The organism is Sphingomonas panaciterrae (assembly GCF_036890205.1).
GTDB lineage: Bacteria > Pseudomonadota > Alphaproteobacteria > Sphingomonadales > Sphingomonadaceae > Sphingomonas > Sphingomonas panaciterrae.
Genome location: NZ_JAKNQR010000010.1, coordinates 12070 through 38083 on the forward strand (window position 1 = coordinate 12070; position 26014 = coordinate 38083).

23 protein-coding genes and 2 pseudogenes are annotated in these 26014 nt (G+C 64.2%); 12 read left to right on the top strand and 13 right to left on the bottom strand.

The window, feature by feature from the left end; all coding sequences use genetic code 11:
- Positions 1–3: 3 nt before the first annotated feature.
- The 4 genes from L8F96_RS16260 to L8F96_RS16275 are packed head-to-tail and all read left to right on the top strand — an operon-like array spanning position 4 to position 4539.
- The gene (locus tag L8F96_RS16260; RefSeq protein ID WP_004212882.1) at positions 4–690 is read left to right on the top strand and encodes a ZIP family metal transporter; all 687 of its coding nucleotides are present in this window, start codon (positions 4–6) and stop codon (positions 688–690) included.
- Positions 687–1295 carry a cation efflux transmembrane domain-containing protein gene (locus L8F96_RS16265; protein WP_004212885.1) on the top strand — a complete coding sequence of 203 codons (609 nt, stop codon included), beginning with the start codon at positions 687–689 and terminating at the stop codon, positions 1293–1295. The genes L8F96_RS16260 and L8F96_RS16265 overlap by 4 nt, the downstream gene beginning before the upstream one ends.
- A complete protein-coding gene (locus tag L8F96_RS16270; RefSeq protein WP_004212886.1) occupies positions 1292–3793 on the top strand; it encodes a heavy metal translocating P-type ATPase in 2502 nt (833 codons plus the stop codon). Before L8F96_RS16265 ends, L8F96_RS16270 begins: the two co-directional genes overlap by 4 nt.
- Positions 3790–4539 carry an HAD-IIB family hydrolase gene (locus L8F96_RS16275; RefSeq protein WP_004212890.1) on the top strand — a complete coding sequence of 250 codons (750 nt, stop codon included), beginning with the start codon at positions 3790–3792 and terminating at the stop codon, positions 4537–4539. Before L8F96_RS16270 ends, L8F96_RS16275 begins: the two co-directional genes overlap by 4 nt.
- Before the next feature lie 196 nt (positions 4540–4735).
- Here the strand turns inward: L8F96_RS16275 and L8F96_RS16280 are convergent.
- The 5 genes and pseudogenes from L8F96_RS16280 to L8F96_RS16300 form a co-directional block, all read right to left on the bottom strand.
- Positions 4736–5134: pseudogene (locus tag L8F96_RS16280) on the bottom strand (Tn3 family transposase); the annotation flags it as partial.
- A gap of 56 nt (positions 5135–5190) precedes the next feature.
- Positions 5191–8160 (bottom strand): Tn3 family transposase, encoded by a 2970-nt coding sequence (locus L8F96_RS16285; RefSeq protein ID WP_014072601.1) that lies wholly within the window; start codon positions 8158–8160, stop codon positions 5191–5193.
- Positions 8161–8251: 91 nt separating this feature from the next.
- Positions 8252–9628, bottom strand: a complete 1377-nt coding sequence (gene merA, locus L8F96_RS16290) for a mercury(II) reductase (RefSeq protein ID WP_021222959.1) — start codon at positions 9626–9628, stop codon at positions 8252–8254.
- 79 nt (positions 9629–9707) lie between these two features.
- Positions 9708–10037: a heavy-metal-associated domain-containing protein gene (locus tag L8F96_RS16295; protein WP_004213249.1), complete on the bottom strand. Its 330-nt coding sequence runs from the start codon at positions 10035–10037 to the stop codon at positions 9708–9710.
- Between the two features lie 12 nt (positions 10038–10049).
- Complete coding sequence (locus L8F96_RS16300; protein WP_014072602.1) at positions 10050–10445, bottom strand: mercuric transporter MerT family protein; 396 nt, start codon at positions 10443–10445, stop codon at positions 10050–10052.
- 76 nt (positions 10446–10521) lie between these two features.
- On the opposite strand from L8F96_RS16300, the gene L8F96_RS16305 reads away from it, so the two are divergent.
- Both L8F96_RS16305 and L8F96_RS16310 read left to right on the top strand, forming a co-directional pair.
- Positions 10522–10944 (top strand): MerR family transcriptional regulator, encoded by a 423-nt coding sequence (locus L8F96_RS16305; protein WP_014072603.1) that lies wholly within the window; start codon positions 10522–10524, stop codon positions 10942–10944.
- 170 nt (positions 10945–11114) lie between these two features.
- Positions 11115–11675 carry a recombinase family protein gene (locus tag L8F96_RS16310; RefSeq protein ID WP_004213255.1) on the top strand — a complete coding sequence of 187 codons (561 nt, stop codon included), beginning with the start codon at positions 11115–11117 and terminating at the stop codon, positions 11673–11675.
- Positions 11676–11737: 62 nt separating this feature from the next.
- On the opposite strand, the pseudogene L8F96_RS16315 reads toward L8F96_RS16310, so the two are convergent.
- A pseudogene (locus L8F96_RS16315) lies at positions 11738–14239 on the bottom strand (Tn3 family transposase); the annotation flags it as partial.
- A 125-nt stretch (positions 14240–14364) separates the two neighbouring features.
- Here L8F96_RS16315 and L8F96_RS16320 point away from each other — a divergent pair.
- Entirely contained in the window at positions 14365–14985 is a 621-nt protein-coding gene (locus tag L8F96_RS16320) for a recombinase family protein (protein ID WP_008832583.1), read from the top strand.
- Positions 14982–15512: a GNAT family N-acetyltransferase gene (locus tag L8F96_RS16325; protein ID WP_007686150.1), complete on the top strand. Its 531-nt coding sequence runs from the start codon at positions 14982–14984 to the stop codon at positions 15510–15512. The genes L8F96_RS16320 and L8F96_RS16325 overlap by 4 nt, the downstream gene beginning before the upstream one ends.
- 66 nt (positions 15513–15578) lie before the next feature.
- Here L8F96_RS16325 and L8F96_RS16330 read toward each other — a convergent pair whose 3' ends face one another.
- The 7 genes from L8F96_RS16330 to L8F96_RS16360 form a co-directional block, all read right to left on the bottom strand.
- Positions 15579–16841, bottom strand: a complete 1263-nt coding sequence (locus L8F96_RS16330; protein WP_007683327.1) for a hypothetical protein — start codon at positions 16839–16841, stop codon at positions 15579–15581.
- Positions 16842–17122: 281 nt separating this feature from the next.
- A complete protein-coding gene (locus L8F96_RS16335) occupies positions 17123–17527 on the bottom strand; it encodes a copper-binding protein (RefSeq protein ID WP_007406376.1) in 405 nt (134 codons plus the stop codon).
- Positions 17524–20667, bottom strand: coding sequence for an efflux RND transporter permease subunit (locus L8F96_RS16340; RefSeq protein ID WP_016746446.1), 3144 nt, complete (start codon positions 20665–20667; stop codon positions 17524–17526). Before L8F96_RS16340 ends, L8F96_RS16335 begins: the two co-directional genes overlap by 4 nt.
- Entirely contained in the window at positions 20664–22154 is a 1491-nt protein-coding gene (locus L8F96_RS16345) for an efflux RND transporter periplasmic adaptor subunit (protein WP_007406384.1), read from the bottom strand. The genes L8F96_RS16340 and L8F96_RS16345 overlap by 4 nt, the downstream gene beginning before the upstream one ends.
- Positions 22151–23413 (bottom strand): TolC family protein, encoded by a 1263-nt coding sequence (locus tag L8F96_RS16350; protein WP_029548875.1) that lies wholly within the window; start codon positions 23411–23413, stop codon positions 22151–22153. Before L8F96_RS16350 ends, L8F96_RS16345 begins: the two co-directional genes overlap by 4 nt.
- Before the next feature lie 63 nt (positions 23414–23476).
- The gene (locus L8F96_RS16355) at positions 23477–23734 is read right to left on the bottom strand and encodes a hypothetical protein (RefSeq protein ID WP_007683334.1); all 258 of its coding nucleotides are present in this window, start codon (positions 23732–23734) and stop codon (positions 23477–23479) included.
- Between the two features lie 77 nt (positions 23735–23811).
- Positions 23812–24174 carry a hypothetical protein gene (locus L8F96_RS16360; RefSeq protein ID WP_007406428.1) on the bottom strand — a complete coding sequence of 121 codons (363 nt, stop codon included), beginning with the start codon at positions 24172–24174 and terminating at the stop codon, positions 23812–23814.
- A gap of 261 nt (positions 24175–24435) precedes the next feature.
- On the opposite strand from L8F96_RS16360, the gene L8F96_RS16365 reads away from it, so the two are divergent.
- From L8F96_RS16365 to L8F96_RS16380, 4 genes are all read left to right on the top strand, one after another.
- Positions 24436–24774 carry a hypothetical protein gene (locus L8F96_RS16365; protein ID WP_007406371.1) on the top strand — a complete coding sequence of 113 codons (339 nt, stop codon included), beginning with the start codon at positions 24436–24438 and terminating at the stop codon, positions 24772–24774.
- Positions 24775–24914: 140 nt separating this feature from the next.
- Positions 24915–25394, top strand: a complete 480-nt coding sequence (locus tag L8F96_RS16370) for a heavy metal-responsive transcriptional regulator (RefSeq protein ID WP_007406417.1) — start codon at positions 24915–24917, stop codon at positions 25392–25394.
- Positions 25391–25612, top strand: coding sequence for a hypothetical protein (locus L8F96_RS16375; RefSeq protein WP_007406426.1), 222 nt, complete (start codon positions 25391–25393; stop codon positions 25610–25612). The genes L8F96_RS16370 and L8F96_RS16375 overlap by 4 nt, the downstream gene beginning before the upstream one ends.
- Before the next feature lie 59 nt (positions 25613–25671).
- A complete protein-coding gene (locus L8F96_RS16380) occupies positions 25672–25992 on the top strand; it encodes a hypothetical protein (RefSeq protein WP_007406382.1) in 321 nt (106 codons plus the stop codon).
- Positions 25993–26014 lie beyond the last annotated feature (22 nt).

Here is a 26014-nt window from a genome sequence, read left to right on the forward strand (position 1 = left end):
GAAATGCAGGCACTGCTCTATACGCTTGCGCCTGTGCTGGCGGTCGTGCTCGGCGCGATTGTCGCGAGCCGCACCAAGTTGAAACCTGGCCTCGTGGCGGGCCTACAGCATCTCGCTGCCGGCGTCGTGTTCGCGGCGGCAGCGACCGAAATCCTGCCGCAGGTCAAGCATGAGGCATCGCCCAGCGCGACGTTGATCGGCGGGGCGGCGGGCGTCGCGACCATGCTGGGGCTCAAGGCTCTTGAGGCCCGCTTCAAGGGGCCGATGGCGCTACTCGCCGCGATCGGCATCGACATTCTGGTCGACGGCCTGGTGCTCGGCCTCGCTTTCGTGGCGGGCGAGAAGGCAGGTCTCCTGCTGACGATCGCGCTCACTCTGGAAGTGTTATTTCTGGGACTGACGCTGACCGACGAGCTGGCGGAAACCTATCGCTCGCGCTTGCGCATCATCGTGATCGTCTCGGCATTGGCCCTGCTGCTGCCGATCGGCGCGCTCGCTGCCGTGCCGGTCGCCGCGCTGTCGCCGGTGATGATCGCCGGCTTCCTCAGCTTCGGGCTGATGGCGCTGCTCTACCTCGTCACGGAGGAGTTGCTGGTCGAGGCGCACGAGAAACCCGACACCCCGCTCATCAGCTCGATGTTTTTCGTCGGCTTCCTGGCCCTGCTGACACTTGAGGAGATGATGGGATGATCCCGGGCAACGACAACAATGGCGGGCAGGAGCGCCGCACACTGTGGATCGTCCTGCTGCTGAACGCGGCGATCGCTGCGGGCTTCTTCGTTTCCGGCTTCTTCGCGGACTCGAGCGCGCTGATCGCCAACGGCGTCGACAACCTGTCCGATACGGCTGTGTATGCGCTGAGCCTTGTGGCGCTCACCCGGGGCCAGACATGGAAGACACGCGCCGCGGTCGCTTCGGGCGTCATGCTGCTGATCTTCGCGGGCGGCATCTTGATCGATGTCGGACGGCGCTACGTGCAGGGCAGCGAGCCCATCGGACCTACCATGATGGTCATGTCCGCGATCGCCGGCGTCGTGAATTACCTCTGCCTGCGGCTGCTCCAGCGCCTCAAGGATCCGGACGTCAATCTCCGGGCCGCAACCACCTTCAGCTTCAACGACTTCATTTCCAACGGCGGCATCCTGATCGCCGGCGTGCTGGTGCTGTGGTTGGGTACCAATTGGCCGGACCTGCTGGTCGGCTTCGCCACCGCCATCATCGCCATCAAGGGCGGTGTCGAAATCCTGCGCGACGCGCGCGCCGAAACCAAGAAAAGCGAAAGGAGGTCGTCATGAACGACAAGCTCGAACTCGACATTCCAGTGTTGTTGCCGGACCTTCCTGACGCGGCCGATGCCTGCCTGGACCGTCTCGTATCAACCCTGTCAAAGCGCGAAGGTGTCGAGCGGGCGCATGTGATCTGTCTCGACGGCAACACGCCAGCGGCGCTGTGCATCCATTTCGATGCCGCCAAGCTGCCGCTGCCACGGTTGCGCGAAATGGTGCGCGCCGCAGGTGCCGAAATCACCGAGCGCTACGGCCATGCGATCTGGCAGGTGACGGGGATCAACCACGAACGTCGGGCGCGCACGGTCAGCGATGCGCTGTGCGCCTTGCCCGGCGTGGTCCAGGCAAGCGCCAGCACCAGCGGGTCTGTCCGGGTCGAATATGATCGCCGCGAAACCACCGAAGAGGAGGTGCGCGCTGCGCTTCGCAAGCTGAAGGTGAGGGTGGGCAAGCGGGTCGCTGCCGATGAACATGCCGGCCACGACCACGGCCCCGGGGGCCACGGCGCGGGCGAAGAGAAGCACGGCCCCGGCGATGGCCACGACCATAGCCACGCCGAATTTCTCGGCCCCAATACCGAGCTGATCTTCGCGCTCGCCTGTGGCGCGCTGCTGGGGATCGGCTACGCGATCGAGAGGCTGGTCGCTGGCGCGCCCGAATGGCTGCCGACCGCCTGCTATATCGCAGCCTATTTCTTCGGCGGATTCTTCACGCTGCGCGAGGCGATCGACAACCTCCGGATGAAGAAGTTCGAGATCGACACGCTGATGTTGGTCGCTGCGGCCGGCGCCGCTGCGCTGGGCGCATGGGCCGAAGGTGCGCTGCTGCTGTTCCTGTTCAGCCTCGGCCATGCGCTTGAGCATTATGCAATGGGCCGCGCCAAGAAGGCGATCGAGGCGCTGGCGAAGCTCGCGCCCGAAACCGCGACCGTGCGACGCGGCGGGCAGACCAGCGAAATCCCGGTCGAGCAGATGGTCGTCGGGGACATTGCCATCGTCCGCCCGAACGAGCGCCTGCCTGCCGACGGCTTCGTCATCAAGGGCACCAGCGCGATCAACCAGGCCCCGGTCACGGGTGAAAGCATCCCGGTCGACAAGGTGCCGGTCGCAGATGCCGCAGCGGCACGCGCCAAGCCCGATGCAGTCGACGCGGAAAGCCGGGTTTTTGCTGGTACGATCAACGGCGGCGGCGCGATCGAGATCGAGGTGACACGCCGTTCCAATGAAAGCGCGCTTGCCAAGGTCGTGAAGATGGTGAGCGAAGCGGAGACGCAGAAGTCGCCGACGCAGCGCTTCACCGACCGGTTCGAACGGATCTTCGTGCCCGCCGTCCTGGTCCTGTCAGTGCTCCTGCTGTTCGCATGGGTGGTCGTCGACGAGCCGTTCCGCGACAGCTTCTATCGCGCGATGGCGGTGCTGGTGGCGGCAAGCCCGTGCGCGCTCGCGATCGCAACGCCGAGCGCGGTCCTGTCGGGCGTTGCCCGTGCAGCGCGGGGCGGCGTGCTCGTGAAGGGCGGTGCACCGCTCGAAAACCTCGGGTCGCTCAAAGCGATCGCTTTCGACAAGACGGGCACGCTGACCGAAGGTCGTCCGCGCATCACTGATGTCGTGCCCGTCGATGGCGCCGATGAAGGCGAGTTGCTGGCGCTGGCTGTCGCCGTCGAAGCGTTGAGCGACCATCCCCTGGCCCAAGCGATCGTCAAGGACGGCCGCGAACGTCTGAACGATCGTGCCGTGCCGACTGCCGGCGACCTCAAGAGCCTGACCGGTCGGGGCGTCACCGCGAGCGTGGATGGCGAGACGGTGTGGATCGGCAAGGCCGAGATGTTCGGAAGTGAGGGCATTCCGGCGCTGGGGCAGGGCGCGCAGGACGCAATCGCGAAGCTGCGCGAGAACGGCCGCACGACAATGGTGGTCCGCAAGGGGGACCGCGACCTGGGCGCGATCGGCCTGATGGACACGCCTCGCGAAGCTGCCAAGACCGCGTTGCGTCGGCTGCACGAGATGGGCGTGTCGCGGATGATAATGATCTCCGGCGATCACCAGAAAGTCGCCGAAGCGATCGCCGACGAAGTCGGGATCGACGAAGCGTGGGGCGACCTCATGCCCGAAGACAAGGTTGCCGCGATCAAGAAGCTCGCCGGCGAAGACAAGGTCGCGATGGTGGGCGACGGCGTGAACGATGCGCCGGCGATGGCAAGCGCCACGGTCGGCATCGCGATGGGCGCGGCGGGGTCGGACGTTGCGCTGGAGACAGCCGACGTGGCGCTGATGGCCGACGATCTGGCGCACCTGCCATTCGCAGTCGGTCTTAGCCGCCATACCCGTGGAATCATCCGGCAGAACGTCTTCGTCAGCCTGGGTGTCGTCGCCTTCCTGGTGCCTGCTACCATCCTCGGCCTCGGCATTGGGCCAGCGGTGGCGGTTCATGAGGGATCGACGCTGCTCGTCGTCATCAATGCGCTCAGGCTGCTCGCCTACCGCGATCCGGCAGGGAAGGCGGCATGAAGTGGCTGATCGCCTTCGACCTCGACGGCACGCTTGCCGAGAGCAAGCGGCCGTTATCGGAGGATATGGCCGCAATCCTCGCCCGATTGCTCGCCATCACGGATGTGGCGGTGATCTCGGGCGGGGACTGGCCGCAGTTCGAAAAGCAGATCGCCTCGCGCCTTCCTGCCGGCGTCGCGCTCGACCGTCTCTGGTTGATGCCGACCACAGGCACGAAACTCTATCGGTTCATCAATGGCGCTTGGCGCGCGGTCTATGCCGAACTGTTCGACGACGCGGAGAAGGCGAAGATCCGCACGGCCTTCGATCAGGCGCTGACCGATGCCGGTCTCGCCGACGAACGTATCTGGGGCGAACGGATCGAGGACCGGGGCAGCCAGATCACCTTTTCGGGCCTGGGGCAGGCAGCGCCGCTGAAGGAAAAGGAAGCGTGGGATCCTGACCGAAAGAAGAGGACCGCGTTGCAGGCCACGTTGCGCGCGAAGCTGCCGGAGCTCTCGATCAATCTCGGTGGCACGACATCGATCGACGTGACCAGAGCAGGGATCGACAAGGGCTATGGCCTGAAGCGCCTGAGTGCCGAGAGCGGTGTCCCGCTCGACGGGATGCTGTTCATTGGGGATGCGATATTCCCCGGTGGGAATGACTATCCCGCTGCTGAAATCGGCCTCGACACAGTGAGGGTGCGCGACGTCGCGGAAACCACCGCCGTCGTGACCGCCATCATCGCGTGTCTGCACCGATAGGATCAAGATACATGGTCGGCTCCATCGCGGAATGCCGCATTGTCAAAGCTCTGGCTTCTGTCGCTTAGGGCAGCGCTTCCTAAAACGAAAAGAAGGCAATGTGCGCGTCTCCGCGAACAAAGCCTCCAGCGATCAATCTAAGAGATTCCGCCGCGCTTCTCAATCGTAGGGGGCGTTTGCGGGAGGGGGCGGAATCCTACGCTAAGGATTTGGGCCAGCGATATTCCCCGGTTAGATTGATGTGTTCCCATCCCAACGGCGAGACGTGGGCGAGTAGATCAGGCGCGATATGGGTACCGCTGGCGGCCCGGGTATTGACGACCTCGCCGAGCTTCATGGTGTTCCAGAATATGATGATGGCGGCGAGCAGGTTCATTCCGGCGATGCGATAGTGCTGGCCTTCGCCGGATCGATCCCGGATTTCACCTCGGCGGTGGAAGCTGATGGCGCGCTTTAGGGCGTGGTGGGCCTCACCCTTGTTGAGGCCGATCTGAGCCTGGCGCTGGAGGCCGGCATCAAGAATCCAGTCGATCATGAACAGGGTTCGCTCGATGCGGCCCACCTCTCGCAATGCGAGGGCCAGCTCATTCTGGCGTCACCTCAAGGTTTGTTCGCCAGACAACGATTTCTCGGACATAAGCGGAACATGGGCTACGCTACACGCTTCAACCGCGCCATTGGCTCGTTGAGTGGGTGGAATTCACCTGCTGGAAGTCGCCTGGCCTGCTCCCAGAGGTAATCGCCGGTCAGACTGATGTGCGCCCAGCCCATCGGAGAAAGGTGCGCAAGCAGTGCCGCATCGAACGTCGTGCCGACAGCGTTGAGGTGCTGGGCGGCCCGGTCGAGATAGACCGTGTTCCAGTAGGAAATCGCCGCAATCAGCAGGTTCAGCCCAGATGCGCGAAATTCCTGATTTTCCAGCGAGCGATCGGTGAACCGACCCTGCCGGTTGGTATAGATGGCGGCGGCAAGCGTGTGCCTCGCCTCGCCTTTGTTGAGACCGGCCTGACAGGCACGTCGCAGTTCCGGTTGTTCAAGCCAATCGAGCGTGAACAAAGTGCGCTCGATACGGCCCAGTTCAGCCAATGCAAAATCCAGCCTGTTCTGGCGTTTGTAGGCGGCAAGTTTTCGCAAGATTACTGACGGCGCCACCGTGCCATCCTTGATTGAGGCGACAATCCTGACGATGTCATCCCAATCGGCCTCGATCGCTGCCGTTTTGATGGTGCGGCCCATCAGATTTTCGATGCCCTTGTATGTCGATGGCGCAGCGATCGAACCCAGCTTGCGGTCGCCAATATCGCGCAGCCGGGGCGCGAAGCGGAACCCGAGTAGGTGGCAGAGTGCGAAAACATGATCGGTGGCGCCGCCGGTATCGGTATAGTGCTCATGCAACGGAAGGTTGCCGGCGCCCAGGACAAGCCCGTCGAGCACGTAAGGCGCTTCACCTGCCGTCGCGGACATGATCCGTGATCCGAATGATGCGAAGTGATCGGAAAGGTGAGAATAGATTTTCACGCCAGGTTCGGCGCCATATTTGGCATTGACGTCCGCCGCCCCTGAACGGCTCCGCCCCGACCGGAAGAACTGGCCATCGGACGACGAACTGGTGCCAGCGCCCCAATGCCGCGCGAAGGGTAATTCGTGATGGGCTGAGATGATCATGGCCAGCGCGGCCTGATAGTTCTCGGGTGAAAGATACCAGTTGTGGGTCCATGCGAGTTGGGCATAGCTGACGCCTTCGCTGGCATTGGCCATCCGCTCCAGCCCGAGGTTGGTGCCATCAGCCAGAATTGCGGCGAGTACCGTGCTGGGGTTGTCGTGCTCCTTGCCTGAGCGCAGGTCACGGAATGCGTTCAAAAAACCAGTGCGTTCGGCGACTTCAAGCAGCAGCTCGGTGATGCGCACGCGGGGAAGCAGGGTATCGAGCTTGCGATCGAGGGCTTCAGCTTCCGGTGGGGTGACAGGCGGCATTTGCTGAAGCTTGAGCCGGTCTCGTTCGAGCGACACTCCCTCAAGCTTGTTTGTTTTCAACTGCTTGGCAAATCGGCGCAGCCGCCAGTCAAGATTTCGTGCCCGGTCAGCGAGGTAGGATGCAGCATTTGAATCGAACGGAAGCACATCCGCCACTTTGGCGGCGTCGCGCCGACCCAGCAAATAGGCATCGAAGCGCTGATAGTTGCGGGTTCCCTCGATCCATACATCACCGGCGCGCAAACGATCACGCAAGGTTGCCATGATCGCAATTTCATAACGTCGGCGGTCGATACGGCCGCTTTCGGTGATGAGACGCTTCCACTGCCGATTGGGGAATGGCAGTGGAACGCCATCGGGAAGGTCGCGCGACTTTCGTGTGTTCGCATCGCGAATGACATCGATGGCTTTGATCAGTGCCGTCCCTGTTCCAGACGCCTTGAAGGTGAAGGCGTCCAGAAATGCCGGGCTGAAACGCCGTAGCGTGGCGTAACGCTCGGTTGCCGTTACCAGTGCGTCCTCGCCGGCAAGATCAGCAAGGGCATCTACTTGGGCCTTTGCCGCAACAAGCCGGTGCCAGCCCACCGCTTCGTCAATCAATTCGAGCGGATCGCCGCCATTCTGGACAGCCTCATCAAGTGCTGTAATCGTGGCGCCAAACAGCCGCATGAGTTGCCCCACCGACTGAATACTATCTTGGTAGCGACGCTCGCGCCCACGCCGCGCGCGCGTGAACATGCCGCCGATAAGTCGGTCAAACATTTGGATCGCGGCATCGGCAAGTCTGGCCTCAAGGTCGATCACTGCGGCCGTCAACGTCGCCCGCCTGCGATTGACGCTGTAATCCGAAAGCAGGAATGCCGGTGCCACGCCGCCCTCGCGGACAAATTGGGCAAAGCGGAATTCCGGAATGGCGCCCCCAACTACCGGGTGGATACCTATGCCGCGAACATAGCGCAGGCGCTCAAGCAAGCCATTGATATTGGCCGCAGTCGGGGCTTCTTCGAAATTACGCAACCACGCCAGCGGTGTCATGCCGAAATCCGGGTTGTTGATTACGAGTTCGTCTAGCCGTGTCAGTTCAGCAGAGCTGAGGCCTTCGACGATTGCGGCTGCGGCAGCTTTGCGTGCGCGTGCCCGGCCAGCAAGACCGGCGCGTTCCAGTGTGTCGCCTGACGGAAGAATGAACCGCTCACCCTTCAGGCCAACCATGAGGGCGCGAACAATCGGTTCACCTCTGTCTGTATACTCGGCGGCTTGCGCGGCAAGATTCAGGGCAAGTGCCAGGTCGCCGCGTCGAAACGGGCGTATGCCAAGATAACGCGCCACGAGATCGGCATGATCGGTACGGGTTTGCGCGCGCTGACCATATGCAGAGAAGGAGGAAGGATCGACGAATAACTGTGCCGCGAGGTACTGAAGAATGACGTCGGGAAGCCCGATCTCGGGTTGCAGACCAAAGCCGGGATGTCGCATCAAAGCGATTTGTGCAGCCAGACCGAGGCGATTTGCTGGACCATAGCGGCGCCCAACCAATTCAACATCTTCCGCAGAAAGGGTATAATGCCCAATGATCGCGGTTTCTTGGACAGGAGGATCGAACAGGCGCCGGCGCTCGTCTCCGGTCAGAAGTCGGCGTCGTGCCATTTTGCTCTCCCGCTGAGGCGAATAACAAAATTGACACCAAAGCGGCTTGCACTGGAGGGAGGCCATTCGTTGCCGGTTGATCCCCGAGCAATCACCCGGCGCAGCAAGACAGTTTGGCGACATCCTTATCAAACGTTTGGGCCGCCAGTTTGAGGCCTTCCACAGTGGTCAGGTAAGGAAATATCGTTGCACCCAATTCCAGGGTGGTCATGCCGTGTTTGATCGCCAGCACCAGTGTCTGGATCGAATCCGCGCCTTCGGGTGCCATGATCTGGCCGCCCAGCAAACGGTCGTTCGCCTTGTCGGCAATCAGTTTGATGAGACCCCGCGTATCGCGTGCTGCCAGTGCCCTTGGCACAGCATCGAGCGGGAGCAGCGAAACCTTGATGTCCAGGCCTTGCGCCCGTGCTGTCGTTTCAGTGAGGCCGGCGCTGGCGACTTGCGGGTCGGTGAAGACGACGGATGGCATGGAGGAATTGTCGTAGCGGTATTGGTTGCCCGTCACCGCGTTGCGCGCGGCCAGTTTTGCGCCATAGGCGGCCATGTAGACGAACTGGTCCCGTCCCGTTACATCGCCCGCCGCGTAAATGCCTGGAACCGACGTTTCGAGGTGGTCATCGACGACGATTCCACCATTACGGGCAAGCACTATGCCGCGCTCCTCCAGCCCAAGCCCGTCGCTATTGGGTCGGCGTCCGGTGGCGATGAGCACCTGTTCCGCCGCGACGGTGTCACAATGCCCCTCGCAGGTCAATTCGACCCCGCTCTGTGTTTGGGCGATACGCTGATAGCCGACACCTGCGCAAACCCGCACGCCCTCGGCTTCCAAATAGTTTTTCAGCGCGGCACTCACTTCCGGGTCCATTTCGGGGAGCAGGCGGCTTCGGCAGCAGATGGTGACATCAACGCCCAGACGCGAAAACATCTGTCCCAGTTCTACCCCGATCACCCCGCCACCGATCACCAGCAGCGATTTGGGCAAGCGATCCAGCGCCAGCGCCGATGTGCTGGTTAGGTAGGGCACGCTGTCCATCCCCGGAATCGGCGGCACGGCGGCGTGCGCACCCATCGCCAATATGACCTTGCCGACCTTCATGGGCGCATCGCCGACAATCAGCGCACCATCGGCAAAGCGTGCCTTGCCCTCGATATAGCTCACACCGTCATAGGCGGGCAGCAGATCGACATATTTTTTTTGGCGCAGCGTCGTGACAAGATCGTCCTTCGACGCCGCCAATACGGACCAGTCATCCATCTGGACAGCGCCCCCAAGGCCGGGAAAGCGCGCGGCGGCAAGCCCACCATGCACCGCTTCGGCGGCGCGGATCAGCGTCTTGGAAGGAACGCAGCCAACATTGACACAGGTGCCGCCAATCGTGCCGTGACCGACGAGCGCCACTTTCGCGCCCAGATCGGCAGCGGCGATCGCGGCGGAGAACCCGGCAGAACCCGCGCCGATGACGGCCACGTCAAATCCTTCCTGCCCGGGGCGGTTGCAACAGTCGTTCATTGCTTATCGCTTTCTTGAGGCGCTGGCGGCGCCCCGCTCAGTTTTGAATAGCGCGCGCCGGATAACCCGCGTTGGTTGATGCAGCGGCAATCGCAGCAGCATTGGTGCGGCGCGGGTTATAGGTTGCGCGCGCGGTCTTGGCTGCGAAATCGACCGTGACCGCCGTTACCCCGGCGACGCCTTCCATCGCCTTCTTCACGGTGATCGGGCAGGTGGCGCAGGTCATGTTCTCTATGGCAAAGGTGGTTTGCTTCTGAGCGGTTGCGGTAGCCGCGGGGCGATCTTGCGCCGTGCCACTAACTGCATAGGCGACCCCGCCGCCAGCCATAGCCAGCACGGCCATAGCGATACATACTGTCTTTTTCATGGGTATTTCCTTTCAATAGAACCAGGGTGCCCACCAGTCGATGGTGAGCGCCAGGATGGCGACGGCAAGGCCCAGCCACAGCACCGCCTTGGTGGTCCAAGCCGATTGTGGACGAGCGCAGTAGGAACCGTCTTCACAGGGCGGTTTCGGCTTGAAATAGACATGCCAGAAGCCGTAGCCGAGCAGCGCGAGCGTTACGCCTGCGACATAGGGCTTGTAAGGTTCGAGCGCCGTCAGGTTGGCGATCCACGCGCCGGAAATTCCGAGCATAACCAACAGTAGCGGGACGACGCAGCAAGCCGAGGCGAGCCCCGCGCCGATCAATGCGCCCGCCGCAACCCAGTTTGCCTGCTTCGGCTCGTGGTTTTCGGTGAGGGCTGGCTGTCCCGCTTCCGGCGTTGAGACCATGGCTTGAATCCCTTGTTCCAACTGAGTGATTCGCAGTGTAGGCTCTGTAGCCACTACAGACTCAAGAGGTATTTTCATGGAGCAACAGGTCGGCATCTTGCGTGCCCAGCTTGCCCGGAAAACAGGCTGCAATCTCGAAACCATCCGCTATTACGAGAAGGTGGGATTGCTGCCGGGGCCGCCTCGCAGTTCCAACGGCTACCGCGTCTATTCGCCGGAACTGGTGCAAAGGTTGCAGTTCATCCTGCGCGCGCGCGACCTTGGCTATGCAATGGATGAGATACGGTCATTGTTGTCGCTCACCGATACCGGTGCACAAACCTGCGCGGAGGTTATGGCGAGAACCGAACTCCACCTTGAAGATGTCCGCCGCCGCATTGCAGATTTGCAGAAGATAGAGGTGACGCTGGCGACCACGTTAGCCAGATGCACTGGAGATGACGTTGCCGAATGTCCCATCCTGGAAGCACTCCAGTTTTTACCCCATCAAGGCAATTGACGCCATCTTTGAGGGATTTGATTTTGTGATGTCAGCTTGGAGTATAGCCTAACTGGACGTCAGGGCGGTACTGCGGTTTCTGTCAGATTAGGGTGATAAACGGAATTTGTTGACGAATTTCGTTACGTATCATAGATTTCAACCTGACATTTTGATGGAGAGAGTGCGCAGTGAAGGGGCAACGGATCGGCTATGTCCGGGTCAGCACGTTCGATCAGAATGTGGATCGCCAATTGGAAGGTCAGTCGCTCGATCGGACCTTCACCGACAAGGCATCGGGCAAGGACGTCAACCGCCCCCAGCTTGAGGCTCTGCTCACTTTCGCCCGCGAAGGCGATACCGTCGTCGTCCACAGCATGGATCGGTTGGCCCGCAATCTGGATGACCTGCGCAAGCTGGTCCAGGGCCTCACCAAGCGAGGTATCCGGATCGAGTTTGAGAAGGAAAGCCTGTCCTTCTCGGGGGAGGACTCCCCGATGGCCAATCTGATGCTCTCGGTCATGGGTGCGTTTGCTGAGTTCGAGCGCGCTCTGATCCGCGAACGGCAACGCGAAGGCATTGCGATCGCTCGGCAGCGCGGCGCCTATCGGGGGCGGAAACGGTCGCTCTCGGATGAGATGATTGCCGATCTGCACCGCCGCGTTGCCGCCGGTGAACGCAAGGCGACCATAGCGCGCGACATGGGCATCAGCCGCGAAACCCTCTACCAGTACCTTCGCGCCGCTGCCTGACACCAATGTTCACATTATGTCCGGAAAATCGTTGTTCAGCGTACAAAGCTTGAGGTGACGCCATTCTGGCGCGGGTAAGAGGCGAGCTTGCGAAGAATCTGGCTGGGGGCGACGATCCCCGCTGCGATCGTCGCCATGATGCGCAGGATGTCGGGCCAGTTGCGCTCGATGAGCGGTTCATTGATCTTACCTCCGACCAGCGCTCGCACATTGGCCGGCGTCGCGTTGGGCGTGAAGGCATAGAGTCTTTTCTGAGGGAGATCGCGGATACGGGGGGCGAACCTGTAGCCGAGCAAGGCGCAGGCGGCGAACACATGATCGGTGAAGCCGCCCGTGTCGGCAAAATGCTGGCGAACGCGGCGGCCCGCGTCATTCATGAGCAGCCCGTCCAGGATATAGGGAGCCTCGCTGACCGTTGCCGGGATCACCTGGGTTGCGAACGGCGCATATTGATCGGACACATGGCTGTATCCCTTGAGGCCCGGGACGTTGCCATATTTCGCGTTGATCAGATTCATCGCCTCGCCCTGCTCGGTAGCAAGGAAGAACTGCCCGTCGCTGGATGCCGATTGCCCTTGTCCCCAGAAGGCGGCCATGGGCAGGGCGGCGTGGGCCTCCACGATCATGGCGAGCGCCCGATCATAGGCGCTGCCTTCGACATGCCAGCGCGCGATCCGCAGCAATTCCCAGAAGCTGTGCGTGTTGGTCGCCGCCGCCATCTTGCGCAAACCGAGATTGACGCCTTCCGCCAGCAACACGTTCATCAGGCCGATCCGGTCGCTGCAGGGCGCGCCGGTGCGCAGATGCGTGAACGCCTCGGAAAATCCGGTTCGCTCATCGACTTCCAGCAACAGATCGGTGATCCTCGCGGGCGGGAGCTGTTGATAGAGATCGAGCACGAGATCCTCGGCCCCTTCGGGCGTGTCGGCCCTCAGCTTGTCGATGTGCAGCTTGCCGTTCTCGATGATGCCGCCTGGGATCGTGCCGGTTCGCGCCGCGCGGCCAAACTCCTTCAGCCGTGTATCCAGTCGAGCCCTGCGCTCGGCCAGCCATTCGCCGGGTCGCAGCGGCACGGCGAGCCGCGCGGTCTGCTCTATCGCCTGTGGCGGGACCAGAAGCTGCTTGAGGTCGCCATAGCGGCGCGATCCCGCCAACCATATGTCACCGGACCGGAAGGCGTCGCGGATGTGGAACAGCACCGCGATTTCCCAAAGCCGGTGGTCGCCGCTGGGCTCAGCGCGAAGATGACGATGCCATTTCAAGTTGGGACGTAGAAAATCCACCGGCGGATCGACCTTGATCCCGTTACGCAGCATCGCAACGGCCGCCAGAAGAGGCGTGGCGATCGGCGCCGCCTGCATGTCGAGCAGGCGCAGCATCCTGGGCGCGTAGAGGCGGAAACGGTGATAGCCGTCCAGCACACGGCTGAGCGGGTCGGCCGCGAGCACGTTGGTCAGTGCGGAGGCCGTGGCGACAAGGGTTCTGAACCGTTCCCAGCCAGGCCCGGTGGCGATTATCCCGTCCAGGGCCGTGCCATCGTCCTGCGCTCCAAGCAAAGCACCACCGATTTCGGCAAAGGACTTCAGCGTGTCCCGAACGGCCGCCTTTGCGTCGGCGATCCTGGTGTTGCAAAGGCGTTCGGAGGCCCGATAGAGACGGCCTACGATGCGATCGTGGGTCTCCACGATGACATCGGCCAGCGATGACCGCCATTCCAGGGTGCAGACAGCGAGGATCGCAAGCCGCCTGTCTTCGGGCAGATCACGCATGCCGTCGGCGTAATAGCGCTCGCCCTGCCGGCGAAGCCGGGTCACACGATGCGCCGGCACGCCGTCCAGCAAATCCGCCGGAAGATCGAACCTTTGAAGATATTCCAGTCGATCCATCAGCCGGTTAGCGGCTGCTGAATTTGCGCCAACCTCGAACTGTCGCAGCCATACGAAGCGCGTGACGCGACCATCCACCGTATCCTCCAACAGGTGAGCCAAATTCTCGCTCAGGGTTGGCGTGATGCGATGGGCGATAAGATCCTCGATCCGGCGCTCGGCCTCAACCAGCGCATCGGCGCAAAGGCGCTCGATCGTCGAGGAGCCGGGAAGGATCGTGCGGGTGCGGCGACACTCCGCAACGAAGCGACGGGCAAGATCCTCATTCGATGTCGCCGCCTCGGCTTCCCGAGCGATCCATTCGCGCAAATCCCGTGCGCCCCGCCCCGAAAAGGAGCGATAGCCGTAGATTCGGCGAAGGTCCGCCAGATGCTCGTGCCGGGTCTCCTCGCGCGCGGCATAGAGGAGTAGATCGTCGCTGGTCAGGCCGAGCTGGGCCGCGATGAAATCCGATACCTGCGCCGGGATCAACTCGCCAGGAGCGAGCACCCGGCCCGGGTAGCGCAGGACGCACAGTTGCAGCGCGAAGCCAAAACGATTGTGGGCGCGCCGGCGCTGGCGGATATGCCCGAGATCCTCATCGCTGAGGGTATAGTGCCGCAGCAGCTCACCTTGATCGACCGGCAAGTGAAGCAGCGCCTCGCGCTGTCGATCGGTCAGGGTCACGCGACGCGGCATACATGCTCCTTATTCTTTCCGAGCTACGGTTTGAGATAGCTTGATTGAGATGCTGGTTAAGATACACAATAGCCCAATCTTATGTGCTCATGTTCGTCACCGCCTCAAACCTTCGTTTGTGATCCATGCTGATCGGCTACGCCCGCGTGTCCAAAGCCGACGGCTCGCAGTCGCTCGACCTGCAGCACGATGCCCTTCGCGCTGCCGGTGTCGAGCCAGGCAATATCTATGATGATCGTGCATCCGGTAGCCGTGATGATCGCCCCGGTCTTGCCGCCTGCCTGAAATCGTTGCGCGACGGCGATGTCCTCATCGTTTGGAAGCTCGACCGGCTCGGCCGAACGCTCACCCACCTGGTCAGCACGGTGCAGAATCTGTCGGATCGCGGTATCGGTCTGCGGGTGCTCACCGGCAAGGGCGCGCAGATCGACACCACGACGCCATCGGGCCGGATGGTGTTCGGCATTTTTGCCACACTGGCGGAGTTTGAGCGGGATATGATCCGCGAGCGCACCATGGCTGGCCTGGCCGCTGCCCGCGCGCGGGGACGCAAGGGTGGCCGCAAGTTCGCCCTCTCCAAGGCCCAGGTGCGGCTCGCTCAGGCTGCTATGGCCCAACGCGACACGTCCGTTTCCGACCTCTGCAAGGAACTCGGGATCGAGCGCGTCACTCTCTACCGCTATGTCGGTCCCAACGGGGAACTCCGGGATTACGGTCAGCGCGTGCTTGCTGCCAAAACGCGATGATGATGACGGGAGCCCCGATCAAACTTACCCAAGCGGACGCCGCAGACGTTGCAGACCTGTACAACCGTTGCAGCGACTATTTCCTGTTGCAGGACGGGGCCGCGCCCACGCTGGACGATGCTCGCGAGCTTTTCTCCGATGTGCCGCCCGAAAAGAGCGCCCACAATCAAGCTGTCCTGGGATGGAAGGGGCCTGGCGGCCTATATGCAATCGCGGCCATCCTCCGCGATTATCCGCGTGATGGCACATGGTATCTCGGCTTCATGATCGTAGATGCCGCACAGCGTGGTCGTGGCGTCGGACGCTCAATTTACTCGACGGTCGAAAGCTGGGCCGCTGCGAGAGGTGCCACAGAGATTCGGTTGGCCGTGCTGGAAGCGAATGAAGCGGCAGAGCGATTTTGGCGTTCTCTCGGCTTCATTGAGTATCGGCGCGTTGGGCCAGACACCTTCAAAATGCGTAGCCATCGCCGGATAGAACTGAGCCGTCGCCTTTCTGGCGCGACCGTAGAAGGCAGCAACAAGTAAGATCTCGCGCCGGCTATCTGGGCGAGCTTGGCGTAGGATTCCGCCCCCTCCCGCAAACGCCCCCTTTCAGGGAAGGGGGCTTGAGATCGCCTTGATGGCCTTCAATCCCGTTCCAAAACGAGCGATCGCGTCCCTGTTTCTCTCCAGCTCGCCATAGGGCAGATAGGCGAAGTCGAGATCGGCAATACGGCTGAAAGCCGGGCGACGGAGTTGCGCGCGAACGTCCTGCTCGCGCGCATTCGGTGCGACCAGGAATAGCCCGGCGGCAGCGTGCAGATCGCTCCCCGACAGCGCCAGATCGAGCATGCGCACGATCCCCGAGTAGATCGAGGTCGAATGTTCAACCTCGAACGCGGCGGCGACGCCGTCGCCACCCTTCGCCAGCCACAACACGTCGATGAGGCGGATCGAGTCCGCTCCGGGAGAGGTCGCAATGGCGTCTGGAAGGCGCTCGAGGCATCCCTGTCCAAGCGGGCAGCCAGCGTGAAGTCGACCGCGGTCATTGGCGGCGATCCACACATCGTAACCGAGGGCATGGCCGAGGTCGCGCAGCCAGGCCTGGATTTCGGCGTGCGTGCGATCGGTTTCGCCCTGCGCGGCGGCTGTCTTGTCGAGCCGGCTTGCCTCCGCTCTGGCATGTTCCAATCTGCCGAGCCAGTCGTCGGCCGCCGTTGCGTCATCCTCCAGCGGTGGCGCGGGATAGCGGCCCGAGCCAATGTCGAACAACAGTCCGCCGATCGCGCCGAGATCGTTGGAGAGCAACTCGCGGTAACGGTCGTTGAGGTCGAGGATGCCGGCGCGCATGGCGAGAAAATGATCCCATGACCCGAGCTTCACCTTGGCGCCGGTGACGGCATTGTAGCCCTTGACGATCGCGGTATTGAAGGGCGGCACCAGCGTCGGGTGAAGGAAATAGAGCAGGTTGGCCGCCGCCGGCCCCAGCCCCTTGATCTTGAGCGCGTCTATGCTGCGGATGTGGCTGATGATCTCCTCGGCGGTATCGCAGCACGAGCAATTGTCGAGCAGGCGACCGAACGCCCGCTGGTTGTCCGGGCTTTCGTAGATGTCTGGAATGCGCAGCTTGGGCTTCCACAGCCAGGCATGGTCGGCGCCCTTGAAGATCTGCCGCTGTTCGGCGATCGAGTGGACAACCGTTTCCAGTGACGAGCCGCGATAGGCGACGCCGAACCGCCCACTTTCGATTTCTGCGACCACCTGCTGCAGCCCGCGACGGATGGAGCGGAAGTTTTTCAGCCGTTCGTCCCACAGAAACCAGGAGCGATAGGTGGCGCCGGGATCGTCTCGCCAACGACGGACAAGCTCGCTCACGAGATCATGATGTGTCGCGGGTAACAAGGTCATACTGGCTGGGTCATCTAAACTGGGCTCCTTGCCGTTCAGGCTATCGCGAGCAAGGGCGGCTTGCACGTTCAATGTGCGATCCGCGAAGCGTGCTCAAATTGTCGGTGATCGCGCAGGGAAACGCCGCTGGCATTGGGCGTTGCCGGTCGCAACCGTCGACCGGGCGCACAGCCAGGCAGACGGCCGGCACGGGCGTCGCCGCCCGGGAGCGGCGACGCAACCAGCTTTTTCCGGTCGAACTTAGCGGATCACTGCTTTGCGATCGCGGTGACCTCGCCATCGCTGCCCTTGAGCGAGAGGTCGAAATCGACCTTGTCGCCGACCTTGACCGCATCGGTGATCGACGGCGCGGCCTTGAACGCCATCGTCATCGCGGGCCACTTGGCCTCCGGGATCGGACCATGATCGAGCGTGATCGTGCCTGCCGCCTTGTCGATCGCGGTGACGGTGCCATGGCCCTTGGCCTTGATCGCGGCGTTCGCGTCAGGCGCCATCGACATGTTGCCCATGTCGCCGCTCATGGTCGCGGCGGGCGCCGCCTCGTTGGTCTCAGTCGCAACGGGGGCCTCCGCCTTCTTGCCGCACGCGGCAGTCAGGGCGGCGAGGCCGAGGGCAATGGTCAGTCGTGCATGGTTCATCGTCTTCTCCTTCATGATGAAACGGGTTGAGGGATGGGATCGGTCTTGGGCCGGCGCAACAGCAGGTAGGCGGCGGGCAGGACGAACATTGAGAGCAAGGGCGCGGTCAGCATGCCGCCGATCATCGGCGCGGCAATCCGGCTCATGACCTCCGAACCCGCGCCTGATCCCAGCAGGATCGGCAGCAGGCCGGCCAGGATCACCGCCACCGTCATCGCCTTGGGACGGACGCGCAGCAGCGCGCCTTCGCGCACGGCGGCCTCGACTTCGGCGGCGTCCGGATTTGCGGTGTGCTCCGCCAGCGCGTTCTTGAGATAGATCAGCATCACCACCCCGAACTCGGCGGAGATGCCGGCGAGCGCGATGAACCCGACCCCGGTGGCAACCGACTGGTTGAACCCCAGCAGATAGAGCGTCCAGATGCCGCCGGTCAGCGCGAACGGCAGCGTGCCCATGATCAGCGCAGCCTCGTCGAAGCGGCCGAAGATCAGGTAGAGCAGCACGAAGATGATCAGCAGCGTCGCGGGCACGACCAGCTTCAACCGGTCGACTGCGCGCTCGAGATATTCGAACTGGCCCGAATAGGCGATGCTGACCCCCGGCGAGAGCCGAACCTGTCTCGCCACCGCGCGTTGCAGATCGCCAACCACCGAGGCGAGATCGCGCCCGCGCACATCGACATAGACCCAGGTCGAGGGCCGGGCATTCTCGGTCTTGAGCATCGGCGGCCCTTCGGCGATCGTGACATTGGCGACCGTGCCGAGGGTGATCTGCTGGCCCGCGGGCGTCAGGATCGGTAGCCCCCGCAGCCCGTCGAGGCTGTCGCGCAATTCGCGCGGATAGCGCACGCTGATCGGGTAGCGGGCGAGGCCCTCGACCGTCTCGCCGATCGTCTCGCCGCCGATCGCGCCGGAGACGATGGCCTGGACGTCGGCGATGTTGAGCCCGAACCGCGCGGCGGCGGCGCGGTCTATGTCGACATCGACATAGCGTCCGCCGGTCAGCCGCTCGGCGAGCGCCGAGCTGACGCCGGGCACGCTCCTGGCCACGGTCTCGACATCATGCGCGATGCGGTCGAGCTCGGCGAGGTCACTGCCCGACACCTTGACCCCGATCGGGCTCTTGATGCCCGTCGCGAGCATGTCGATGCGGTTGCGGATCGGCGGCACCCAGATATTGGCGAGACCCGGAAGCTTCACCCGGCGATCGAGCTCGTCGACAAGGCGTTCGGGCGTCATGCCCGACCGCCACTGGTCGCGGGGCTTGAATTGGATCGTCGTCTCGAACATTTCGAGCGGCGCGGGATCGGTCGCGGTCTCGGCGCGGCCGGCCTTGCCGAACACGCTTTCGACTTCGGGCACGGTCTTGATCAGGCGGTCGGTCTGCTGGAGCAGCTCACTCGCCTTGGCGGCCGAGAGGCCCGGCAGCGCCGAGGGCATGTAGAGCAGGTCGCCCTCGTCGAGATTGGGCATGAACTCGCCGCCGAGCCGGCTGAGCGGCCAGGCCGTGGTGGCGAACACCAGAGCCGCGATCAGCAGCACTGCCTTGGGCCGCTTCATCGTCCAGTCGATCGCGGGCCGGTAGATATTGGTGAGCCAGCGATTGACCGGATTGGCCTGCTCGGCCGGAATGCGGCCCCGGATCAGCCAGCCCATCAGGATCGGCACCAGGGTCACCGACAGGATCGCGGCCGCGCCCATCGCATAGGTCTTGGTGAAGGCGAGCGGCGCGAACAGCCGGCCTTCCTGCGCCTCCAGGGTGAAGACCGGAATGAACGACAGCGTGATGATCAGCAGGCTGAAGAACAGCGCCGGCCCGACCTCGGCCGCCGCCTCGGTGACGACGATCCAGCGCATCTCGCCATCGAGATGTCTGTCCGGGTGATCCTGCTCCCAGCGTTCGATCCTCTTGTGGGCGTTCTCGATCATGACGACCGCCGCATCCACCATCGCGCCGATGGCGATGGCGATGCCGCCCAGCGACATGATGTTGGCGTTCACCCCCTGGAACCGCATTACGACGAACGCGGCCAGCACACCGAGCGGCAAGGTCAGGATCGCGACCAGCGCCGAGCGGACGTGCCAGAGGAACAGGGCGCAGACCAATGCGACGACGATGAACTCCTCGACCAGCTTGCGGGTGAGGTTCTCGACCGCGCGATCGATCAGCTGCGAGCGGTCATAGACCGTGACCACCTCGACGCCCGGCGGCAGACTTTTCCTGAGATCGGCGAGCTTGTCCTTGACCGCCGCGATGGTCTCACGGGCGTTCTTGCCTGACCGAAGAATAACGACGCCGCCGGCGACCTCGCCTTCGCCGTTCAGTTCGGCGATGCCGCGCCGCATCTCGGGGCCGACCTGGATCGTGGCGACATCGCCGAGCCGGACGGGCACGCCGCCCGCCGCAGTCTTGAGCGGGATTGCCCGGAAATCGTCGAGCGTTTTCAGATAGCCCGAGGCGCGGACCATATATTCGGCCTCGGCCATTTCCAGCACCGAGCCGCCGGCTTCCTGATTGGCTTGGCTGATCGCCTGCACTGCCTGGGCGTGGGTTACGCCGTAGGCCGCGAGCTTCACCGGATCGAGCAGCACCTGGTACTGCTTGACCATGCCGCCGATGCTGGCGACTTCGGCCACGCCGGTCACGGTCTTCAGCTCGTAGCGCAGGAACCAGTCCTGCAACCCGCGAAGCTGCGAGAGATCGTGCCGGCCGGTGCGGTCGACCAGCGCATATTCATAGACCCAGCCGACCCCGGTCGCGTCCGGCCCGAGCGCGCTGCGGGCGCTGGCCGGCAACCGACCCTGGACCTGGTTGAGATATTCGAGCACGCGGCTGCGCGCCCAGTAGAGATCGGTGCCGTCCTCGAAGATCACATAGACGAAGCTGTCGCCGAAGAAGCTATAGCCGCGCACCGTCTTGGCGCCGGGCACCGACAGCATGGTGGTGGTGAGCGGATAGGTGATCTGGTTCTCGACGATCTGCGGCGCCTGACCCGGATAGGAAGTGCGGATCACGACCTGCACGTCGGAAAGATCGGGCAGCGCGTCGATCGGGGTCGAGCGCACCGCCCACAGGCCCGCGCCGACCAGCGCGAGCATGCCGAGCACGACGAAGAAGCGGTTCCTCACCGACCAGCGGATGAGATGGGCGATCACTGGCCCGCCACCTTCGCCATATGCCGCAGCGTCGGTCCCGCCGGGGGCCGGTCGAACCCGAACCGGACCCGGTCACCCGCCTTGAAGCCGCGCGCGATGCCCGGATTGGCGAGCGCGAAGGTCATCGTCATCGCCGGCCAGTCGAGCGCGGGAACGGGCTCGTGGCTGAGCGTCACCGAATTGGCCGTGATCCGCTCGATCTTGCCCGTCGTCTCGTACAGCGTGGCTTTCGACGCCGGCGCGGCGATGGTCGCCGATGCCGCACCGCCGCCGATCGGCCGCGCCTCGATTCCCGACAGGCTCGCCTCGGAATCGATCAGGAACTGCCCCGAGACGACGACGTTCTCGCCGGGCGACAGGCCGGCAAGGATCTCGGTCTCGCCGCCTGCCTCGCGGCCGATGCGGACCTCGGCGGGATGATAGCGCCCGTCGCCTGCGGCCAGCATGACGAGCGTGCGCCTGCCCGTGCGGATCACCGCTTCGCTCGGCACCAGCAGCGCCGGCTTGGCATCGCCGCCAAGCGCGACGCTGGCGAACATGCCCGGCCGCAACCGGCCGTCCCGGTTGGGCAGCTCGATCCGCACGGTGAGCGTGCGGCTGTCGGCCTGCGTGGTCGGCAGGATCGCGATCACCCGGCCGGCGAAGCGCTCGCCGGGGAAGCCCGCCAGCGTGGTGCTGGCATTCTGGCCGACCCGGACATCGCCCGCGCGCGCTTCGGGCACCGCGGCATTGAGCCAGACGGTGCCGAGCCCGCTTACCTGGGCGAGCGTCTGGCCCATGGCGAGCGTCACGCCGGCACGGGCGTCGAGCGTCTGGATCGTGCCCGAGATCGGCGTCGTGATCGTCACCACGCCGTTCGGGCGTCCGCTCCGCTCGACGCTGGCGATGAGGCCGTCGGACATGCCCATCAGCCGCAGTCGCTGGCGCGCGGCCGCGGTGAGGTCGGGCTTGCCGAGCCGCCTGACGCTCAGATATTCGGTCTGCGCGCCGCCCCATTCGGGCAGGAGCAGGTCCGCGATCGGCGCGCCGGCGCGGACCACGTCCCCGGGCGCTCGCGCATAGACGCGGCTCACGAACCCGCCCGAACGCGCCTGGATGACGGCGACGTCGCGCTGGTTGAAGTCGATCGTGCCGGTGACCTCGAGGGCCGAGGCAAGGCTGCCCATCTTCGCCGCGACGACCCGCAATCCCAGGCTCTGCCGCGCGGCGGGATCGACGGCGACCGTGGGGGCCGCGCCGGCGCTTCCTCCGTCCGCGTATCGCGGCACGAGCTGCATATCCATGAAGGGCGACTTGCCGGGCTTGTCGAACTTCTGGTTGGGGAACATCGGATCGTACCAGTAAAGGACTTTGCCTGCCCCGGCGGGCGTGGTCGCCTCCGATTGCGGTGCCTGGCGATGGCCAGCCCAATAGCCTGTGCCGCCGGCCAGCAGCGCGACAGCCAGGATCGATGCGCCCCAGCGCAGCGCGGATTTATCGAGCGTCATGGCCGCTCCTCCCCATAGGTGATAGTGATGCGGACCGCGTCGCGCGCGACGTCGGCTTCGCGGTTGAGCGCCTCGACCTCGGCCTCCGCGAGCCCGAGCGTCGTGAGCAGCGCGGCGCCAAGGTCGAGCTTGCCGGCGCCATAGCTGTCGCGGTCGAGCTCGGCGCGGTGCCTGGCGAGTGGCACCAGCGTCTCGCGGGCATTGCGCAACCGGGAGAGATGCATGGCATGGTCTGCGAGATCGGCGTCGAGCTGCGCCACCAGCTCGCGGCGGATCGCCTCGCGGTCGAACCGACCCCCTTGCGCAAGGCTCTCGCTTGCAGCGATCCTGGGGTTCTGGCGCTTGCCGGCGAACAGCGGCAGGTCGATCGACACGCCGACCGAGGCCATGTCGCCGTACATGGGATCGCGCCGGCCATAGGTGACGCCGACCTTCCAGTCGGGGCGCTTGTCGGCGCGCGCGAGACGCACGTCCGCTTCGGCGACTGCGATCCGCGCGTCCTGCGCGCGCAGGGCGGGAAGCGCATCGATTTCGGCCCGCAGCCGGATCGGATCGACATCGAGCATCGGCGGGTCGCCCGTCGCCTGCGGGTCGGGGTCGCCGGTATAGCGCGCGAGCCGGGCCCGCGCCTGCGCCACCACCGCAGCCATCTCGGCGCGGCGATCGGCGATGGCGGCGCGGAGCTGGTCGGGCTCGAGCGCCTGGCTCGGGCGCGCGCTGCCCGACGCCAGGCGTGCGGTCACGGTCTTCTGCAGGTCGTCGAGGCTGGCATCGAGCAGGTCGAGCTGCCGGAGCCGGCGTTCTCCATAATAGAGATCGACCCAGGCGAGGGCGGTCTCGAGCCGCACGTTGCGGCCTTCGACCAGCTCGCCCGCCTCGGCGATACCGATATCGGCCGCGGCGCGCGCGGCGCGTGCATGGCGCTTGGCGAGATTGGGGAAGGTCTGGCTGAACCCGATCGTCGCCATAGTGAAATCGTCGCGCGTGAAGCTGCCGGCATTGGGGCCGCTCACCGGGAAGTTCTGCAGGCCCAGGTCGAGCGTCGGATCGGGCAGGCGATCGGCCGCGACCGCCGAAGAGCGGGCGCCGGCTGTCGCCGCCGCGCGCGCCTTGAGGCTTGGCGCGTTGGCGGCAGCGAGCCTCACTGCCTGCTCGTAGGTGAGCGGGCCGGCCGACACCGGCACGGCCCAGGCGCTCGCAAGCGTCGCACCGATAGAGAGCAACAGGCGTCGCACAGCGCGCCTCGGCATCATGATCATGGATATCATCCCCTCATGACAGAGGCGGCGCGCCAAGATGTGACGCGCCGCTCCGGAGCGGGTTTAGCCCTTGTCCGACCTGACTGCGCCGCGCATGCAGTCGGCGGCGCTTGCCTGCATCATCGCGCAATCGCAGCTGGCCATGTCCCGGCTGTCGGGCACCCATATGCGGACACGCGCAGGGCCAGTCGCCCGCGGACCATATTGCGGCGCCGACCGCCATTCCCAATGGCCTTGCGGCGTGCGGCTCGCGTCGGTTGCAAGCGCAGGCGCGGCGAGACTGAGGGCCGCCACAAGGGCGGCCGGAAGCAGTTTGATCATCACGAAAACCTTTGACTGAAAAGAAGGAAACCGGGCGCGCACGCATCGATCGATGCGCGCAGCCCGTGCTCGTTCAATCAGGCAAGGCTGGTGGGAGGATCCGGCTCGGGCGCAACCGCCTTGCCGGTCAATATCGTGTCGGTCGTCCAGAAGCTGGGCGCGTCGTAGAGACGCGCAGGCGCAACGCCGCCTGCCAGGTCCGCTGCGACCAGCGGGATCACGCACCCCATCGCGGCGATGCAATCGAGCGTCAGGCCCTTGCAGGGCTTTTCGCTGGGCGCAGGCTGCTGCTTGGCCATCATCGCCATGCAGTCCGCATCCATGCCCTTGGCCAGCGGCGCGCCTGCCGCCTGCGGCACGCTGTGCGCGGCCGCCATCTGGGCTCCGAAGAGACCGGACAGCGCTCCGATGACGAGCAGGAGGGCGAGCAGGCGTTTCACGGGCCTCGATACCTAGCGGGTTTCGCGGGCGCAGCCAACCAAAGTCTCGCGCCGCGCGGATTTTGAAGTGCTGACGGCTGATTCCGTCAACTCCGCGTCAATAAAGATCCGGCCCGGGGAAGAAGATCGGCTGCGGCCTCTACGTATATCGAGGCTGGACCCGGGACCGTAGTCCCAAGCCTGAAGAGACGCTCTTCCCCTCGGCAAAGTCCGGGCGGTGGCTTACCATCCAAGGAGGTGAATATGGTCAGAAAAACTCTCATGGTCGCGCTTGCCGGCATTTCGATGCTTGCTGCCGTCCCCGCTATGGCCCAGGGCATCGGGCACAGCCTGTTCATGCGCGGCTCGATCGTCGACACGGGCAGCAACGGCACGGTCGTCTGCATCGGCAAGGCCGATGGCGCCGAGGTCGGCCAGAAGCTCGAGGTCTATCGCGTCGTGACCCATCCGGGTCCGTCCAAGGGCGTGGCGCCGACCTATCACCGCCAGCTCGTCGGCCATGTGACGATCGACCATATCTTTGACGATCACTTCGCGCACGTGTCCGTCGCCGACGGCACGCCTGCCAGGCACGACATCGTCGAGCTTCGCAAGAACTGACAAGCCGGTGGCCCGGCGGCACGGGCTGCCCTGCGACGCGTCGGGGCAGCGGGCCGCCGGCGACGAGGAGACCGTTCGGGGTCAAAGCGAAACCGCTTGACCCTGGACCATGGTCCAACCGGCATGATCGAGCGGATGACATGGGCAATTTCAAGATCGGCGAACTGGCCGCGGCCGCAGGCGTGGGGCGGGATACGATCCGCTATTATGAGCGGATGGGCCTGCTGCGCGAGCCCGCGCGCACGGCAGCGGGCTACAGGCTCTACGACGCGACCGACCTCGAGCGCGTCAATTTCATCCGCTCGGCGCAGGAGCTTGGTTTCACACTCGAACAGGCCCGGCAGCTGCTGGCGCTCAGGGCGTCGGACACCGCGCATGCCCAGGCCGTGCTCGATATCACGCTTGCCAAGATCGCGGACGCCGAAGCCCGGCTCGAGCGCCTGTCGGATATCCGCGACATGCTGCGGATGCTCGCCGACGAATGCCCGGGCGAAGTGCCGGTCTCCGATTGCCCGATCCTCGCCTTCCTGACGGCGCGGCGGAAAGACCAGCAGCATAACAAGAAACATCAGGCAGCGCAGGACGAACGATCACCACGAGCGAAAGGGGTTTTGTCATGAAGAAAATGCGTTTGATCGCCGTCCTCACGCCGGCGCTGCTTCTAGGCGCCTGTGTGACCACGCGGCCGACCTCGGCGCAGGTCGAGAGTTGCCGGGCGATGGAGGGCAATATGGGTCTCCAGACGCCGCATGATCATGGCGAGATGAAGGGGCAGGGGCGCAACCCGATGAACCTCTCGCACGACCGGTGTCTCCGGATTCTGCGCAGCGCGCAATGAGCCGGTCCGGACGCCAGGGATGGCGCCCGGACACAGTTTTCAAGCCAAGGAGCAAAGCCATGATCGACCATGCGAAGAAAGCCCTTCCACTTGTCGGCGGAAGCCTGTTGCTGGCGCTCGCGCTTTCGGGCTGCGACCGCCAAGCCGACCAGACGGTGCCGCCCGCGGCGAACAGCGTCGCCGCCACCCCGGTCCTGACCGACAGCGGCAACGCTGCAGACGCGGCGCCGATGGACGCGATGAGCAACCAGGCCGAGATGGAGCGGCATCACCGTCAGGCGATGGACCATGACGCGATGCGCGCCGGGGCCGGCAACCAGACCGCGCCGGCACCCGATCCCGCGCCGGGCAATGCGGCGATGCCGATGAAGGATATGTAGGCTCGCACACTAAGGGGATGAG